The organism is Catenuloplanes japonicus (genome assembly GCF_000717135.1).
GTDB classification, from domain to species: domain Bacteria; phylum Actinomycetota; class Actinomycetes; order Mycobacteriales; family Micromonosporaceae; genus Catenuloplanes; species Catenuloplanes japonicus.
Window position 1 is genome coordinate 175,671 of record NZ_JNXY01000029.1, and the last position, 15,666, is coordinate 191,336.

At 72.9% G+C, this 15,666-nt stretch carries 14 protein-coding genes; 9 read left to right on the plus strand and 5 right to left on the minus strand.

Annotation, left to right across the window (positions count from 1 at the left end; translation table 11 throughout):
- Positions 1–11: 11 nt before the first annotated feature.
- Positions 12–803 (minus strand): IclR family transcriptional regulator, encoded by a 792-nt coding sequence (locus tag OP04_RS35185; protein WP_232323853.1) that lies wholly within the window; start codon positions 801–803, stop codon positions 12–14.
- A gap of 97 nt (positions 804–900) precedes the next feature.
- On the opposite strand from OP04_RS35185, the gene OP04_RS35190 reads away from it, so the two are divergent.
- The 3 genes from OP04_RS35190 (at position 901) to OP04_RS35200 (ending at position 3,802) form a co-directional block, all read left to right on the plus strand.
- On the plus strand, positions 901–2,166 hold the full coding sequence (locus OP04_RS35190; RefSeq protein ID WP_232323854.1) for a glucarate dehydratase family protein: 1,266 nt from the start codon (positions 901–903) through the stop codon (positions 2,164–2,166).
- Positions 2,160–3,143: a 2-hydroxyacid dehydrogenase gene (locus OP04_RS35195; RefSeq protein ID WP_051799569.1), complete on the plus strand. Its 984-nt coding sequence runs from the start codon at positions 2,160–2,162 to the stop codon at positions 3,141–3,143. Before OP04_RS35190 ends, OP04_RS35195 begins: the two co-directional genes overlap by 7 nt.
- Before the next feature lie 167 nt (positions 3,144–3,310).
- Complete coding sequence (locus tag OP04_RS35200; protein WP_198154085.1) at positions 3,311–3,802, plus strand: DUF1731 domain-containing protein; 492 nt, start codon at positions 3,311–3,313, stop codon at positions 3,800–3,802.
- 5 nt (positions 3,803–3,807) lie between these two features.
- Here the strand turns inward: OP04_RS35200 and OP04_RS35205 are convergent, their stop codons facing one another.
- Positions 3,808–4,806 carry an NADP-dependent oxidoreductase gene (locus OP04_RS35205; RefSeq protein WP_232323855.1) on the minus strand — a complete coding sequence of 333 codons (999 nt, stop codon included), beginning with the start codon at positions 4,804–4,806 and terminating at the stop codon, positions 3,808–3,810.
- Between the two features lie 117 nt (positions 4,807–4,923).
- On the opposite strand from OP04_RS35205, the gene OP04_RS35210 reads away from it, so the two are divergent.
- The 3 genes from OP04_RS35210 to OP04_RS35220 all read left to right on the plus strand — a co-directional run bounded on the left by OP04_RS35210 (position 4,924) and on the right by OP04_RS35220 (position 7,801).
- Entirely contained in the window at positions 4,924–5,817 is an 894-nt protein-coding gene (locus OP04_RS35210; protein ID WP_232323856.1) for a LysR family transcriptional regulator, read from the plus strand.
- A gap of 87 nt (positions 5,818–5,904) precedes the next feature.
- On the plus strand, positions 5,905–6,639 hold the full coding sequence (locus OP04_RS35215) for a DUF1345 domain-containing protein (RefSeq protein ID WP_085067015.1): 735 nt from the start codon (positions 5,905–5,907) through the stop codon (positions 6,637–6,639).
- A 46-nt stretch (positions 6,640–6,685) separates the two neighbouring features.
- Complete coding sequence (locus tag OP04_RS35220; RefSeq protein ID WP_051799573.1) at positions 6,686–7,801, plus strand: NAD(P)/FAD-dependent oxidoreductase; 1,116 nt, start codon at positions 6,686–6,688, stop codon at positions 7,799–7,801.
- A 79-nt stretch (positions 7,802–7,880) separates the two neighbouring features.
- On the opposite strand, the gene OP04_RS35225 is transcribed toward OP04_RS35220, so the two are convergent.
- Complete coding sequence (locus tag OP04_RS35225; RefSeq protein WP_033344300.1) at positions 7,881–8,756, minus strand: cyclase family protein; 876 nt, start codon at positions 8,754–8,756, stop codon at positions 7,881–7,883.
- A 103-nt stretch (positions 8,757–8,859) separates the two neighbouring features.
- Here OP04_RS35225 and OP04_RS35230 point away from each other — a divergent pair, with 103 nt between their 5' ends.
- The gene (locus OP04_RS35230) at positions 8,860–10,788 is read left to right on the plus strand and encodes an ATP-binding protein (protein ID WP_033344223.1); all 1,929 of its coding nucleotides are present in this window, start codon (positions 8,860–8,862) and stop codon (positions 10,786–10,788) included.
- Here OP04_RS35230 and OP04_RS35235 read toward each other — a convergent pair.
- The gene (locus OP04_RS35235) at positions 10,782–11,918 is read right to left on the minus strand and encodes an RNA polymerase sigma factor (protein WP_033344224.1); all 1,137 of its coding nucleotides are present in this window, start codon (positions 11,916–11,918) and stop codon (positions 10,782–10,784) included. The two genes, OP04_RS35230 and OP04_RS35235, sit on opposite strands and share 7 nt — an antisense overlap.
- Complete coding sequence (locus tag OP04_RS35240) at positions 11,915–12,322, minus strand: YciI family protein (protein WP_033344225.1); 408 nt, start codon at positions 12,320–12,322, stop codon at positions 11,915–11,917. The genes OP04_RS35235 and OP04_RS35240 overlap by 4 nt, the downstream gene beginning before the upstream one ends.
- Positions 12,323–12,689: 367 nt before the next feature.
- Between OP04_RS35240 and OP04_RS50470 the strand changes: the two genes are divergently transcribed.
- Complete coding sequence (locus OP04_RS50470; protein WP_051799574.1) at positions 12,690–14,285, plus strand: serine/threonine-protein kinase; 1,596 nt, start codon at positions 12,690–12,692, stop codon at positions 14,283–14,285.
- 329 nt (positions 14,286–14,614) lie between these two features.
- Positions 14,615–15,652 carry a multicopper oxidase domain-containing protein gene (locus OP04_RS35250; RefSeq protein ID WP_033344226.1) on the plus strand — a complete coding sequence of 346 codons (1,038 nt, stop codon included), beginning with the start codon at positions 14,615–14,617 and terminating at the stop codon, positions 15,650–15,652.
- Positions 15,653–15,666: the final 14 nt, after the last annotated feature.

Below are 15,666 nucleotides of genomic sequence, written 5' to 3' on the forward strand. Positions count from 1 at the left end.
CGGGGGTACGTTCAGTAGCTGCCCAGGCCGAGCGGGTTGACGACGCGGGTGATGCGGTCGCGCATCTGGCGCATCAGGTCGACGACCTCCAGCTCACGCTGCGTGGTGAGGCGGGCCAGCGGGATGGAGACGCTGATCGCGTCCGCCGGCGGATCGGAGTAGGGCAGCGCGACCGCGTAGCAGCGCAGCCCCATGCTGTTCTCCTGCTCGTCGATGGCGTAGCCGCGCTTGCGGGTGCGCTCCAGCTCCGCGTCGAGCGCGGGCCGGGTGGTGATGGTGTGCGGCGTGAGCGCCTCCATCGTGTCCGGCAGATGCCCGTCAAGACTGGGCCGTTCGGCGAGCAGCGACTTGCCGAGCGCGGTGCTGTAGGCCGGCAGGCGGCGGCCGATGCGACTGTACGGCCGCAGGTACTGCGAGGACTCGCGGGTGGCGAGGTAGACCACGTCCGTGCCGTCGAGGCGTCCGAAGTGGAACGTCTCGTCGACCTTCTCGCGCAGTTCCTCCAGGAACGGCAGGACCAGCGGCAGGAACGGGTCGGTGTCGAGGTAGCTGGTGCCGGCCAGCAGCGCGCGGATGCCGATGCCGTACAGCGAGCCGGAGGAGTCGACCCGGACCCAGCCGTATTTGACCAGCGTGCGCAACAGCGCGTGCAGGCTGCTGCGCGGCACGCCGAGCGCCTCGGAGAGCTCACGGAGGCGGGCCGGGCGGTTGCGCCGGGCGGCGAGAAGTTCGAGCAGCTCGACGGTTCGAGCGGCCGATTTCACTTCCCGCACACCGGCGGCATCGTCGAGAGCGTCGGTCACGGCGGAGAGCATAGCGGATCATCACGCGCCATGTCTACATATGAAGACAGAATGCGGGTATTGTTCGAGCATGTAGACATGTGCCACGATGCTGAACATGGACCGGATCACTCGCATCACGATCACGCCCGTGGCCTTCCACGACCTGCCGCTGCTCAACACCGTCGGCGTCCACGAACCGTTCGCGCTGCGCGCGATCGTCGAGGTCGAGACCGCGGACGGTCTGTCCGGGCTCGGCGAGACGTACGGCGACGAGGCCCACCTGGCCCGGCTGCACGCGGCCGCCGACGCTCTCATCGGCTGCGAGGTCTTCGCCATTAACGATGCGGCCGACCGGGTGGAGCGGGTGTTGCGCACCGACGCCACTACCGGCGGCCACGGCATGAGCGGCATGGTGACCGGCTCCAGCACGGCCGACCGGGTCCTGTCGCCGTTCGAGGTCGCGCTGCTGGACATCCAGGGCAAGACCGTCGGCCGGCCGGTCTCCGACCTGCTCGGCGGCGCGGTGCGGGACCGGGTGGCGTACAGCGGATACCTGTTCTACAAGTGGGCCGCGCACCCCGGGCAGCCGGACGACGACTGGGGCGCCGCGCTCGACCCCGACGGCATCGTGCGGCAGGCGCACCGGCTCATCGACGACTACGGTTTCACCGCGCTCAAGCTCAAGGGCGGTGTCTTCCCGCCGGAGCAGGAGATCGCCGCGATCCTGGCGCTCCGCGAGGAGTTCCCCGGCCTGCCGCTGCGCCTGGACCCGAACGCGGCCTGGACCGTCGACACGTCCGTCATGGTGGCGAAGGCGCTGGCCGGCGTGGTCGAGTACCTGGAGGACCCCACGCCCGGCATCGCCGGCATGGCCGAGGTGGCCCGGCAGGCACCGATGCCGCTGGCCACGAACATGTGCGTGGTCGCGTTCGACGACGTGCCGCCGGCCGTGCGCGCGGACGCGGTCGGCGTGATCCTCTCCGACCACCACTTCTGGGGCGGCCTGCGCCGGTCGCAGCTGCTCGGCGGGCTGTGCCGCACGTTCGGCCTGGGCCTGTCGATGCACTCGAACTCGCACCTCGGCATCAGCCTGGCCGCGATGACGCACCTCGCGGCCGCCACGCCGAACCTGGACTATGCCTGCGACACGCACTGGCCGTGGAAACGCGCGGACGAGGACGTGATCAAGCCCGGTGTGTTGACGTTCTCCGGAGGATCGGTCACGGTACCGACCGGTCCGGGCCTCGGGGTGGAGCTGGACCGGGACGCGCTCGGGCGGCTCCACGAGCAATATCTGTCCTGCGGCCTGCGCAGCCGCGACGACACCGGCTACATGCGGTCGATCGACCCGGCCTACACGTCGGTGTCGCCGCGATGGTGACGCCGCTGCGCGTCGTCCAGACGGACAGGATCATGGACCGCTACCGGGACGTGCTCACCGCCGCCGGCACGCACCACTGGACGTTCGCGTCCGGCTTCACGCCGGAAGAGCAGATCGCGGCGGTACGCGACGCGGACGTGATCGTCGCGGCCGGCATGTCCGTTCCGCTCGCGCAGGCGGCCGTCTCTCTCCGGCTGGTCCATGTGACCGGCGCCGGCTACGACAAGATCCCGCTCGACGCGCTGGCGCCCGGCGTCCAGGTCGCCAACACGTTCCACCACGGCCGGTCGATCGCCGAGTACGTGCTGGCCGCCACGATCATGCTGGCCCGCCGGGTGCCGCGCGCGGAGTCGTCGTTCCGCGCGGGCACGTGGCGTTCCGTGCTCACCGACGACGCCGTGGAGGTCGGTCCGGTGCTGCGGGGGCGCACCGTCGGCCTGATCGGCCTCGGCGAGATCGGCGCGGAGACGGCCCGCCTGTTCGGCGCGCTCGGCGCCCGGATCCGCGCGGTCCGGGCCCGCCCGTCCGCTCCCCCGCCGGACGGCGTCACGCCGGACTGGACCGGCGGCATCGAGGATCTCGACGAACTGCTGGCCGCGTCCGACGTCGTGGTGGTCACCGTGCCGCTCACCGACCGCACCCGCGGCCTGATCAACGCGGACCGGTACAGGCACCTGCGCCCCGGCGCGCTGCTGATCAACGTGGCCCGCGGCCCGATCCTGGACGAGGCCGACACGTTCGCCGCGCTCTCCTCGGGCCGGATCGCGGGCGCGGCACTGGACGTCTGGTGGGGCCACCCCCGCGAGGGCAAGCCGCCCGCCTCGCACGACTTCGCCTCGCTGCCGAACGTGCTGCTCACGCCGCACCAGGCCGGCCACACGGACGACACGTTCCGAGGCCGGGCCCGCGACATCGCGGCCGCGATCGACGACCTGGCCGCGGGCCGCCCGCTGCGGAACGTGGTCCACCCCGCTTGAGCGATCGCTCAAAACCGGCTACCGTTTGAGCAACTGCTCAAACGGGGGTCTGGCATGAAGGTCGTACTGGCGGGTGGCTCGGGCGCGCTCGGGCGGCGGATCGGCGCCTCGTTCGCCGCGGGCGGGGCCGAGGTGGTGGTGCTGACGGGCCGGCGCAGATGGCCGGCGTGGCGCGCGCCTGGGAGGAGGCGGCCGCGGGCGCGCCGGCCGGGCGGCAGGTGGTGCTGCGCATCGGCATCGCGCTGGACCGGGACACGCCCGCGCTCCACCGGCTGGCCGGGCTGGCCCGGTGGGGTCTGGGCGGGCGCGTCGGGTCCGGGCGGCAGTGGGTGAGCTGGCTGCACATCGACGACCTGCTCGCGATCGTGCACCGTGCGGTCGCCGATCCGGCGCTCTCCGGCGTGGTGCACGCCACCGGTCCGCACCCGGTGCGCAACGCCGATCTGATGGCCGGGCTCCGGCGGGTCCTGCACCGGCCGCCGGCCCCGCCCACACCGGTGCCGCTGGTCCGGCTCGGTGCGATGCTGCTGCGCACGGATCCGGCGCTGGCGCTGACCGGGCGGCGATGCGTTCCGGCGCGGCTGCGCGACGCCGGGTTCACGTTCGCCCGGCCGGACCTGGTCCCGGCGCTGGAGGATCTGCTGACCGGCCGGGCGTGACCGGCTCAAGCGACCGTGAGCACGATCTTGCCCTGGAGGTGGCCGCGCGCCGCACGCTCGTGGGCCGCCCGCGCCTCCGCCAGCGGGAACACGCTGTCGATCGCGACCGTCACCGTCCCGTCGCCGAGCAGGCGAGCCAGCTCCGCGAGCTGCGCGCCGCTGGAGCGCACCTGGCCGGCCGAGACCGTCACGCCCAGACGCGCGGCCTCGTCCGGGTCGAACGCGCCGAAGAAGACCGGGAAGAGCGCGCCGCCACGCCGGATCGTGCGCAGGAAACGGTGGCTGGCCGGGCCGCCGACCGTGTCCAGCACCAGGTCGAGGTCGCGGACGGCCTCCTCCGGGCGCGTACGCGTGTAGTCGATGACCTCGTCCGCGCCGATCGCTCGCAGGAACGCGTCGTGCCCGCCGGACGCCACCGCGGTCACGTGCGCGCCCCTCCACGTGGCCAGCTGCACGCCGAAGTGCCCCACGCCGCCCGCGGCGCCGTTGACCAGCACGCGCGTGCCGGGGCCGAGCGGGACCGGCCGGTGCGGGAACGCCTGGAACGGGGACGGGTCGTCGTGGCCGGCGTCGATCAGCAGCTGCCAGGCGGTGAGCCCGGCCATCGGCGCGCCCGCCGCGTGCACGTGGTCGATGCCGGCCGGTTTGCGGGCCAGGTCGGACGCGGGCGCGGTGACGTACTCGGCGTAGCCGGAGCCGTCGAAGCCGGGGAAGCGCAGCATGCCGAAGACCTCGTCGCCGGCCGCGAACGTGTCCACGTCCGGCGCGACGGCCTCGACGACGCCGGACACGTCCGTGCCGGGCGTGACCGGCAGGCCGATCGCGGGGCGCATCCCGGCGGGCATCACGGTCAGGCCGTCGCGCAGGTACCGGTCCGGCGGGTTGACGCCGGCCGCGTGCACGCGGACCAGCACCTCACCGGGCGCGGGCGCCGGAACCGGGACCTGCTCGTGCCGCAGCACCTCCGGGCCGCCGAACTCGTGCAGCCGGATCGCGTTCATCATGTCTTTCCTCTTTCCTCGGGACCTCCCCCAGTCAAGGCCCGCGCGCCCCGGGGCGTCCAAGACCTGGGCGGTACCGGCCGATACGGAAAGCGCATCGCCACAGGTACGGTGGGACCGGTGGAGGATCTTGAGCTGCGGCTGGTGCGCTACTTCACCGTGGTCGCGGAGCATCTGAACTTCGGGCGGGCCGCCGCCGAGCTGCACCTGGCCCAGCCGTCGCTGAGCCGGCAGATCCAGCGCCTGGAGCAGCGGCTCGGCGTCCGGCTGCTGGACCGCACGCCCCAGGGCAACCTGCTCACCGAGGCCGGCAAGGCGTTCCTGCCGGAGGCGAAGGCGCTGCTGCACGCCGCCCACCTGGCCACCGTGACCGCCCGCGCGCACGCACCGGTCGCGCGCCTCACGATCGGCTACGTCGAAGATCTGATCATCACCCCGGCGGTACGGGAGCTGCGTCGCCGCCACCCGCAGGCCCGGATCGACGCCCGCCACCTGGACTGCCAGGAGATGGCGGCGCTGCCGGAGGGCCGGGTGGACGCGCTGGTCGCCCGCGTGCCGCTGCCGTTCGGGACGGGCGAGGTCCGGGTCGTGCCGCTCTACACGGAGTCGCGCGTGCTGGTGGTGCCGGCCGGGCATCCGCTCGCCGCGCGCGCCTCGGTGACCACGGCCGACCTGGACGGTCACACGCCGTACAGCTGCCCGGTCGCGGCGCCGGCCTGGAGTGCCTACCGGCTCTATGCGGCCGGCCCGGCGCCCACCGAGAGCATGGAGAACTTCGAGGACAAGCTGGAGCTGGTCGCGGCCGGTGAGGCGATCGCGGTGCTGCCGGAGAGCGACCGGCGCAGCCTGCTCCGCCCCGATCTGGCCCGGATCCCGTTCGAGGACGCGCCGGACAGCGAGGTCGTCCTGGCCACCCGGGCCGGAGACCCGAATCCGCTGCTCAGGGCGTTCCGGGCGGTGGCCGAGGAGTTCGCGGCGCCCGGTGCGTACCCCCGGGTGGTCGTGGGCTCCTGAGCACGGAGCGTATCGCCGGCCTGAAAATTTGCTGGGAACAGTCTGTGTCCTATACGGTCCCTGCCTCCTCGGCGGCAGGAAACGCCGATGACCAGCACATGCAGGCGGTACGACGATCGGAGAACCGTGCTCCAGGACGAACTCACCCCGGTGCGGGAGCGGCAGCGCGCCCACCGCGCCCCGTGGCCGAGCCGCGTGCTCGACGTGCTGCTCCTGCTGGCGACGGTCACGGCCGCGCTCTGCGTGCTGTGGGGCGGGAGCGCCGGCGCGGACATCGGGCTGGAGACCTCGCTGCTCGTGCTGACGTCGGTGGCCTGGCTGGCGCTCGGCCTGCTCTACATGTGGGTCCGGATACGCCGCATCCGCAAGGCCCGCAAGGGCGACCCGCGCTGGCCCGGGTGGCTGGCCGGACGGCGGACGATCTACCTGATCACGCTCGGCACCGCGCTGATCGTGCTCGGCAACGGCGCCAACATCATCCTGTTCAAGAGCGGCGACGACCTCAACGCGTTCGCCAACCGCGGCCTCGGCATCGTCATGGTGCTGGTCGCGTGGACGATCCTGCAGCTGGCCTACACCGAGCGGTACGCCCGGATGGCGCTGGAGAACACCGGCCCGGCGCACCTGGACTTCCCCGCGACGCCGGCACCGTCGCTGCTGGAGTACGCGTACTTCGCGTTCACGGTCGGCACCACGTTCGGCACGTCGGACGTGACGGTCCGGACCAGCCGGATGCGCGGCGTGGTCCTCTGCCACGGCCTGCTCGCGTTCGTCTACAACACGGCCGTGCTCGGCATGGTGCTCAGTCTCATCTCGGGTTGAGACGCTCCCTTGTGCCCGGCGCCGTCCGGGCACAAGGATCGGCATCATGACGGATGTCGCGATCGTGGGTGCGGGCATCATCGGGGCCGCGCTGGCCGACGCCCTGGTGCGCCGCGGCCGCACGGTCACGCTGCTGGAGTCCGGCCGGCCCGGTGGCGGGACCAGCGCGACCAGCTTCGCCTGGATCAACAGCCACAAGAAGCACGCACTCGACTACCACGCGATCAACCTGCGCGGCGTCGAGGCCTGGCGCCGGATCGCCGCGGACCTGCCGGACACGGTCGCGTTCACCGGCACCGTGGCGATCGCCGGCGACGACACGCACCGTGCGAGCCTCACCCAGCGCACCGAGCGGCTGATCGGGCTCGGCTACCCGGCCCGCTTCGCGACACCGGCCGAGGCGCGGGACCGCACGCCGCTGCCGGTCGCGGACGACGCGCTCGTGGCGATCTTCGACGGCGAGGGCCACGCCTTCCCCGGCCGCTGGATCGCGCACCTCACCGCCCGGGTGCCGGTGCGGACCGCGGCCGTGACCGGCATCGACGGCCACGACGTGCTGCTCGCCGACGGGGACCGGGTGACCGCGGACGCGGTGGTGATCTGCGCCGGGACCGCGACCGAGCGGCTGGTCGCGTCCGCGGGCGGCGTGCTGCCGCTGGTGCCGCCCGAGGTTGACTCGATCTCTTACGGCTACCTGGCCGACGTCGTCGCGCCCGGCCATGGCGTCACCGGCATCGTGAAGACGGACCGGCTGGGGCTGCGGCCCGGTGAGGACGGCACCCTGCTGGTCCAGGCGCTCGACCTGGACCGTTCCGCCGACCCGGCCGGCCCGCCGCCGGACGAGGTCGCCGCCGAGATCCTCCGCCGGATCACGCCGCTGCTGCCGCGCACGAGCCCGCGCGTGTCCGCGGTCCGGGTCGGTCACCGGGTGATCCCGGCGGACGCGCGCACGGCCGCGGGGCGGATCGCGCCGGGCTCCCCGGTCTGGGCGATCGCCACGCACAGCGGCGTCACGCTGGCCCCGTGGCTCGCGGAGGTCATCGCGGACGAGCTGTGCGGCGGTGCCCCCGAGCCACTCCTGGCCGCGTTCCGGCCGGACCGCTTCCTGACCACCACCACCCACGCGCCGCTCGCCGCCCCCCGCACGTCCGGGGACCAGTAGTCCCGTGATCCAGGCGTCGTTCACGTCGCCGGAACAACGTGAACGACGCCTGGATCACGGTCGTGACCGCGGTGGGGTCTCAGAACACGGCGAGCGGGTTCACCGGCAGGCCGGTGGTCCCGGCGATGCGCGGCGCGCCGATCACGAACTGGAACGTCCAGCGCCCCAGGCGCGTGCACATCGCCGCCAGCGGCTCCGGGTCGGCCGCGTCCACGAGCGGGATCGCCAGCCGGCCCAGCGCCAGGAAGTGCAGCGCGCCGGGCACACCCGCGACGAGCGGCGGACGGGCGTCACCGATGTCACCGGCGTACACGGCGACACCGTGCGCGTGCATCCAGCGGATCGCGTCCGCGGTCATCCCCGGCTCGGGCTCGTCGCCGCCGTTGACCCGGTCCCAGCCGCCCCGGACCACGATCGCGTCGCCGGGCAGCACCTCGGTGCCCGCACGGGCCGCGGCCGCGTCCAGGTCCGCGCCGGTGACCGGGTGGGCCGGGGCCAGGCGTCCGCCCGGGGCCAGGTCGAGGAGCACGCCGCGGGTGAGGAAGCCGCTGCCGTACACCTCGGCCGCGCCGTGCCGTACGCCCGTCGGGCCGGAGCTGTCGGCCACGTCGACGCCGGGATACACCTTGCCGCCGGCGGCCCAGTGGCCCATCGCGTCCAGGTGGGTGACCTCCGCGTGGTGCGTGGTCACGATCATCACCTCGGCCATGGCCGGCGCGCCGAAGCCGGTGAACAGCATCGCGGTCTGTACCGCGGTCGTGGACGCGGTCGCGGCCCCGAGCGGGCCGCCGGTGAGCGGGAACGGCGTGGTCACCCTGGCGATCGACACGGTCCGGCCGGTCCGGGCCTCGGCCGCGCCCCGGGCCCGCGCCTCGTCGGTGATGAGGTTGACGGCGCCCAGTTCGTCGTCGCTCCCCCACCGTCCCCAGTTGCTGGGAAAGTCCTGCTCTGTCATGGGCACCATCGTCACGGCGGCGGGCCGGCGGGCACCTGCCCATCCGGTGCCCATGCGGTGGCCGTTCCGCCGGGCAGCGGGCGGGCGGTCTAGCATCGCCGGCATGGCATCGCTCGGTGAGGTGCTGGACGAGCGGCGGCGGGCGTCGTTCGCCGGCCGGGACGCGGAGATCGCCGTCTTCCGGAAGGCGCTGGGCACCCCGGGCGTGATCTTCGTGCACGGGCCCGGCGGGGTGGGCAAGACCGCGCTGCTCGGCATGTTCGCGCACCTGGCGGCGCAGCAGGGGCACACGCCGGTGCGGATCGACGCCCGGCACCTGACGCTCGGCCGGGCCGCGCTGCCGGCGCCGGACGGCGTGACCCGGCCGGTGCTGCTGATCGACACGTACGAGCTGCTGGAACCGGTCGACGACTGGGTACGCGAGACCTATCTGCCGTCGCTGCCTGGCGACTGCCTGGTGGTGATCGCCGGGCGGACCGCCCCGAGGCCCCGGTGGCGCGCCGACCCGGCGTGCCGGGTGCTGCCGCTGGACAACCTGCCGCCCGACGACGTGTGGGCGTGGCTGGCCGCCCAGGAGGTTCCGGCCGGGGCGCGGGACCGGATCGCGGCCATCAGCCGTGGCCACCCCCTCACGCTGTCCATGCTGGTCGACGCGGTGCGGCGGGGCGCCACGCCGCGTACCCTCGCCGATCTGCCCGATCTGGTGGGCGCGCTCATCGTGCAGCTGGTCGACGAGGCGCCGAGCCCTCGGCACCGGGCCGCGCTGGAGGTGTGCGCGCACGCGCCGGTCACCACGGAGGACCTGCTGCACACGATGGTCGGCGGTGACGTGGGCGAGGTGTTCGCCTGGCTGCGTGGCAGGGCGTTCATCGAGGAGAGCCCGCACGGGCTGTACCCGCACGACGTGGTCCGTGACCTGCTCGACGCGGACCTGCGCTGGCGGGACCCCGCGCGCTACGCCGACCTGCACCGCCGCAAGCTTGCCGCGTTCCACCAGCAGGTGACCGCGGTCGCGGACGAGCGGGAGCGGCTGCAGATCCTGGTGCGCACCGTCGTGCTCAACGGCTTCCGCTCCGGGCTCGCCCCGCTGAGCACGCTGGCACCGACCATGGGGGCGTACGCGGACGGCCTGACCGCGCACGACCACGCGCCGATCGAGGCCATGACCGCCGCCTGGCAGGGGGCGGGGCAGGCCGGGCTGGTGGTCCGCTGGATGCGGCACCGGCCCGGCGCCTTCCGGGTCTTCCGCACGGCCGCGGGCGAGCTGTGCGGCTACACCGCCTGCCTCGACCTGACCGAGGCGGACCTCGGCGTGGACCCCGGCGTGGACGCGATGTGGCGGTACGCGTCCGCGCTCGGCCCGCTGCGGCCCGGCGAACAGATCCGGGCCTGGCGCTTCTTCCTCGACCGCGACCACGGTCAGCGCCCGTCGCCGTCGCTGACGCTGTTCCTCGCCTGCCAGATGCTGGACATCCTGCAACTGCGCGACGACACCGCCTGGAGCCTGGTCGCCGCGTTCGAGGACGCGGCGCTGTGGGCGCCCACCATGGAGTTCATCGACTTCTGGCCAGCCGCCGGGGTCCCGTTCCCGTTGTTCGCGCACGACTGGCGCCGGGTCGGGGTCGCCGAGTGGACCGAGGTGCTCCAGGCCCGCCAGCTGGGGGCGACCGTACGCCGCGCGGACGAGGGGATCGGCGCGGCCGTGCTCTCCCGCGACGAGTTCACCGACGCGGTCCGGTCGGCCCTGCGGCACCTGCACACCCCGGACCTGCTGCGGACGAACCCGTTGGTGCGGTCGCGCCTGGTCCGGCGGAACACCGCGGCGGGGGACGCCCCCGTGGACACGCTCCGCAGGATGATCGAGACGGGCGCCGCCGCGTCCGAGCTGCTGACCCGGACCTTCGTGCGGCCGGCCACCAGCCAGGAGCGCGTCGCCGCCGCGCTGCACCTGTCGTTCAACACCTACCGCCGGCACCGGGACCGGGCGGTCGCCGACCTCGTCGCCGCGCTGTGGAAGCACGAGACTCACTGACGGCCGGTGTTGAGGCGGGCCGCCTGCTGGGTGAGATGGTCGCGTTCGGCGAGCGTGGGAGCCTTCAGCGCGGCCTCCGCGTAGAGACGGGCCGCCGTCGCGCGGTCACCGGCGCGTTCGTGCAGGTAGGCGGCGGCCGCGGTGTGGCGGGGCAGCGCGGGGTCGAGCTCGGCCAGCGCGGCCAGGCCCGCGTGCGGACCGTCCGCCTCGCCGATCGCGACCGCGCGGTTGAGGCGCACGACCGGGGTGTCCGTGAGGCGCAGCAGTTCGTCGTACCACTCGACGATCTGGATCCAGTCGGTCTCGGCCGTGGCCGGCGCGTCCGCGTGCAGCGCCGCGATCGCCGCCTGCGCCTGGAACTCGCCCAGCCGGTCCCGGGACAGCGCGGTCTGCAGGATCGCCACGCCCTCGGCGATCAGCGCGGTGTCCCAGCGGCTCCGGTCCTGCGCGGCCAGCGGGACCAGCGCGCCGTCCGGCGTCGTCCGGGACGCGCGCCGCGCGTGGTGCAGCAGCATCAACGCCAGCAGCCCCGCCACCTCCGGGTGGTCGATCGCGGCCGCGAGCTGCCGGGTGAGCCGGATCGCCTCGGCCGCGAGGTCGACCTCGCCGGAGTAGCCCTCGTTGAAGACCAGGTAGAGGACGCGCAGCACGGTGGCGACGTCGCCGGGACGGTCGAAACGGACGCCGGTCACCGTGCGTTTGGCGCGGCTGATCCGCTGCGCCATGGTCGCCTCCGGTACCAGGTAGGCGCGCGCGATCTGGCGCGTGGTCAGGCCGCCGACCGCACGCAGCGTGAGCGCGACCGCGGACGACGGCGTGAGCGACGGGTGCGCGCACAGGAAGTACAGCTGGAGCGTGTCGTCGGCGCCGGAGACCGGGCCCGGCTCCGGCTCGACGTGCTCCTCGCGCCGCTGGCGGGCCGCGTCGGACCTGGTCGCGTCGACGAACCGGTGCCAGGCCACGGTGACCAGCCAGCCCTTCGGGTCGCGCGGCGGGTCGTCCGGCCACCGGCGGACGGCCTCGACCAGCGCGTCCTGCACCGCGTCCTCGGCCGCCGCGAAGTCTGCTCCGCGGCGGACGAGGACGCCGATGACGGCCGGCGTCAGGCTCCTGAGCAGGGACTCGTTCACTCGATGCAGTCGGCGTGCGCGGCCATGAACGGACGCAGCTCCAGCCACTCGTGGATCGGCCGGCCACCGGCGCCGGGCGCGGCGGACAGCTCACCGGCGAGCGCGAGGGCCCGCTCGTAGCTGTCGACGTCGATCACCATCCAGCCCGCGATCAGGTCCTTGGTCTCGGCGAACGGCCCGTCGGTGACCGGCGGGCGGCCCTCGCCGTCGTACCGGACCCAGGTCCCCTCGGCCGCGAGCGCCTGGCTGTCGACGAACTCACCGGTCTCCCGCAGCCGCGCCGCGAAGTCGTTCATGTACCCGATGTGCGCGTCGATCTCCTCCTGCGTCCACTTGTCCATGCTCACGTTGTTGAGCATCTCCGGCGCGCCCCGGTAGTGCTTGAGCAGCAGGTACTTCGCCATCGTGGTGCCTCCTCGGTGCTGGTGCGACCCATTGTCGTCACGCTTCACCCCGGGGACGGAGCACGACACCGTTTCTCGACATCGCCCCGGCACTTTTTTCAGGAGCGGGGATCACACCGCTTCCGGCGTGGTGACGGTCCGTATGCTCCCGCGGGCCAGCCTCCGGTGACCGGAAGACTCCGCCGGCGCTCCGCTTCCGGCCACCGCCCCGGGGCCGGGGCCGGGGCCGCGGTGGTCCCGGAAGAGCCGCGGGTCCCGCGGTCCGCACGAGGCCGGCGCGGAGGGCGAGCGGGCACCGGGATGGGTTGATCTGCGCTACATTGCCTCGGAAAGCGTGCCGATAATCCATTCAGGAGAGTGCCGCCCGATGTCGCTGCTTCCGCTCCGTCCGGGAGATCCCCGCACCCTTGGCGCGTATACGCTGGTCGGGGTGCTCGGCGAGGGCGGGATGGGGTCGGTGTTCCAGGCCCGGGACGCGCAGGGGTTGCTGGTCGCGATCAAGGTGATCCGGGCGGAGTTCGCGGCGGCACCGGAGTTCCGGGCGCGGTTCCGCAGTGAGGTGAACCGGGCGCGACAGGTGCCGCCGTTCTGCACGGCCGCGGTGCTGGACGCGGATCCGGAGCATGACACGCCCTACCTTGTCGTGGAATATGTGGACGGGCCGGACCTGGCGCAGGTGATCGCGGAGCGCGGCGCGCTGCGCGGCGGTGCGCTGCACAGCGTGGCGGTGGGGGTGGCGACCGCGCTGGTGGCGATCCACGGCGCGGGCGTGGTGCACCGTGATCTCAAGCCGTCGAACGTGCTGTTCGCGCTCGGCTCGCCCAAGGTGATCGACTTCGGCATCGCGCGGGCGCTGGAGGCGACCAGCGAGCACACCCGCACCGGCCAGATCGTGGGCACGGTGGCCTACATGGCGCCGGAGCGGCTGGACGGGCCGCTGACCGGGACGGCCGCGCCGGCGGTGGACGTGTTCGCCTGGGGCGCGGTCCTGGCCTATGCGGGCACCGGGCGCATCCCGTTCCCCGGCGAGTCGGCCACCGGGATCGCGGTGCGGATCCTCACCGGCGAGCCGGATCTCTCCGGGCTGGACGGTCAGCTCCGCCCGATCGTCGAGTGGGCGCTGGCCAAGAACCCGGCCGACCGCCCCACCGCGCCGCAGCTGCTCGACGCGCTGCTGGCCACGGACGGTGGTGCACGATCACAGACCTTGACGATCAACGAGGGTACGGCCCGCCCGCCCGTCCGCCGGAGCGTGCGCGGCGCGGTGGTGCTCGGGGCTGCCGCGCTCGCGGTCGCGCTGGCCTCCGCCACGGCCGTGGCCGCGTGGACGAACACCGGTGACAACACCGCGGCGGCGCCGGACACCTCGGCCTCGCCCGGCGCGCTTCCCAAGAAGGGTGGCGGCGAGACCGTCGTGCCGAAGCCGTCGCAGCCCGTGCTCACCGACTTCCTGACCGAGCCGGGGCCGTGGCAGGAGGGGCACAACGGGCAGGGCAACTGCGTGTTCGACGGCGAGTTCATGGTGCTCTCCGGGACGAACGGCGTGCGGTGCCCGGGGCCGAACCTTGAGATCGCCGGCGACCAGACGATCCTGATCAACCTCGGTGGCGTGGCCGGCGACGTCTGCGGGCGGATCTACTTCTGGTACCAGGCGGACGGCTCCTACGTGGTCGAGGCGTGCAAGAACCACATCGAGCTGGTGAGCGTGACGGAGAGTTCGCGCTGGAAGCGGCTGGACCGGTCGGAGCAGGTGTGGCAGGGCGAGGAGTTCCCGGCCAGGATCGGCATCGAGGTCAAGGACGCGGCCGCGACCGTGTTCATCAACGGCCGGGAGACGCTGACCTCGCCGCTGAACGAGCCGACGCTGAAGCCGGCGGGGTCGGTGGAGCTGGCGTCCGGTGTGTACGGCGAGGAGAAGGACTCGCACGCGCTGTTCTTCGGCATCGAGATCTGGGACAGCTGAACGATCACACACCGTGACTGCATTGCGGGGCGGTTACGGTCGATCATGTTGGTTAAAGCCCTGGTAACAACCCCCGGTAGCGCTCCCACGACACACAGCGCGCCCACAACGTACGGTCGAGTAACCCCTTGAATTGCTCTTGAGCTGCGCCGACATTGGCATGCACCCCGGGCACTTTTCCATAAGGGACCTTTACTTTTGTCGATCCGGTGCTTAGGTTTGTCGTCGTCCGACAAAAGTCATGGGACTCGATGCGGTAACGCTCCGCAACCGAGGTCCCGGACTCAAGCTGTCGAAGTGTGCTGCCGTCCCGACACGAACGGAGACGCATGGACGACAACGTTGACAAACCCGCGCGGAAGTGGGGTTTCTCCCGCCGCTCTCTCGTCGGCGTCGGGGCGCTCGGGCTGGCCGTGCCCGCGCTCACGGCCGCGGTCACCTCCAACAGCCAGCCCGCCCGCGCCGCGGGAGCCACCCGGAAGATCACCATCTACGCCGAGTCGCTGGGCAACAACCAGTACGGCTACGGTCTCGAGCGCGGCAAGGCCACGATCCCCGGGCCGATCCTGGAGATGTACGAGGGCGACACGCTCGAGATCACCCTGGTCAACACGACCGACCAGCGGCTCTCCATCCATCCGCACGGCGTCGACTACAGCACCGACTCGGACGGCGCACCGCTGAACGCCTCGTTCAACAACCCGGGCGAGACGCGGACCTACGTCTGGCGCTCGCACGAGATGGTGGCCGCGACCGGCCGCCGGTTCCGGCCGGGCAGCGCGGGCTACTGGCACTACCACGATCACGCCATGGGCACCGACCACGGGACCGCGGGCGTGCTCCGCGGGCTCTACGGCGCGCTGATCGTGCGCCGGCGCGGTGACCAGCTTCCGGACAAGCAGTTCGTCGCCGTGCTGCACAACACCACGATCAACAACAAGGTCGCGCCGGACACCCCGATCTTCGAGGCGAACCTGGGCGAGATCACCGAGTGGATCGCGATCGGGCACGGCGACCTCTACCACACGTTCCACCTGCACTCGCACCACTGGGCGGACAACCGCACCGGCTACCTCGAGGGCCCGACCGATCCGAGCGCGTCGATCGACAACAAGGATCTCGGGCCGGGCAGCTCGTTCGGCTTCCAGGTGCAGGCCGGCGAGGGCGGCGGCGCGGGCACCTGGATGTACCACTGCCACGTGCAGATGCACTCCGACACCGGCATGTCGGGCCTCTTCGTGGTGCGTAACGCGGACGGCAGCATGCCGCCGGGCGCGCAGGAGGCCATCGACCGTTTCAAGGGACACAGCCACAAGGCGGCATCCACCACCGATAGCCAGAGTGGACACGGAGGGCACACCGGATGAAACGGAAGGTAAGA

Coding starts and splice junctions, on each gene's coding strand:
- OP04_RS35190 (WP_232323854.1), top strand. CDS start 901: ATGGACCGGATCACTCGCATCACGATCACGCCCGTGGCCTTCCACGAC.
- OP04_RS35195 (WP_051799569.1), top strand. CDS start 2,160: ATGGTGACGCCGCTGCGCGTCGTCCAGACGGACAGGATCATGGACCGC.
- OP04_RS35205 (WP_232323855.1), bottom strand. CDS start 4,806: ATGATGAACGCGATCCGGCTGCACGAGTTCGGCGGCCCGGAGGTGCTG.
- OP04_RS35215 (WP_085067015.1), top strand. CDS start 5,905: ATGACCAGCACATGCAGGCGGTACGACGATCGGAGAACCGTGCTCCAG.
- OP04_RS35220 (WP_051799573.1), top strand. CDS start 6,686: ATGACGGATGTCGCGATCGTGGGTGCGGGCATCATCGGGGCCGCGCTG.
- OP04_RS35225 (WP_033344300.1), bottom strand. CDS start 8,756: ATGACAGAGCAGGACTTTCCCAGCAACTGGGGACGGTGGGGGAGCGAC.
- OP04_RS35230 (WP_033344223.1), top strand. CDS start 8,860: ATGGCATCGCTCGGTGAGGTGCTGGACGAGCGGCGGCGGGCGTCGTTC.
- OP04_RS35240 (WP_033344225.1), bottom strand. CDS start 12,322: ATGGCGAAGTACCTGCTGCTCAAGCACTACCGGGGCGCGCCGGAGATG.
- OP04_RS50470 (WP_051799574.1), top strand. CDS start 12,690: ATGTCGCTGCTTCCGCTCCGTCCGGGAGATCCCCGCACCCTTGGCGCG.
- OP04_RS35250 (WP_033344226.1), top strand. CDS start 14,615: ATGGACGACAACGTTGACAAACCCGCGCGGAAGTGGGGTTTCTCCCGC.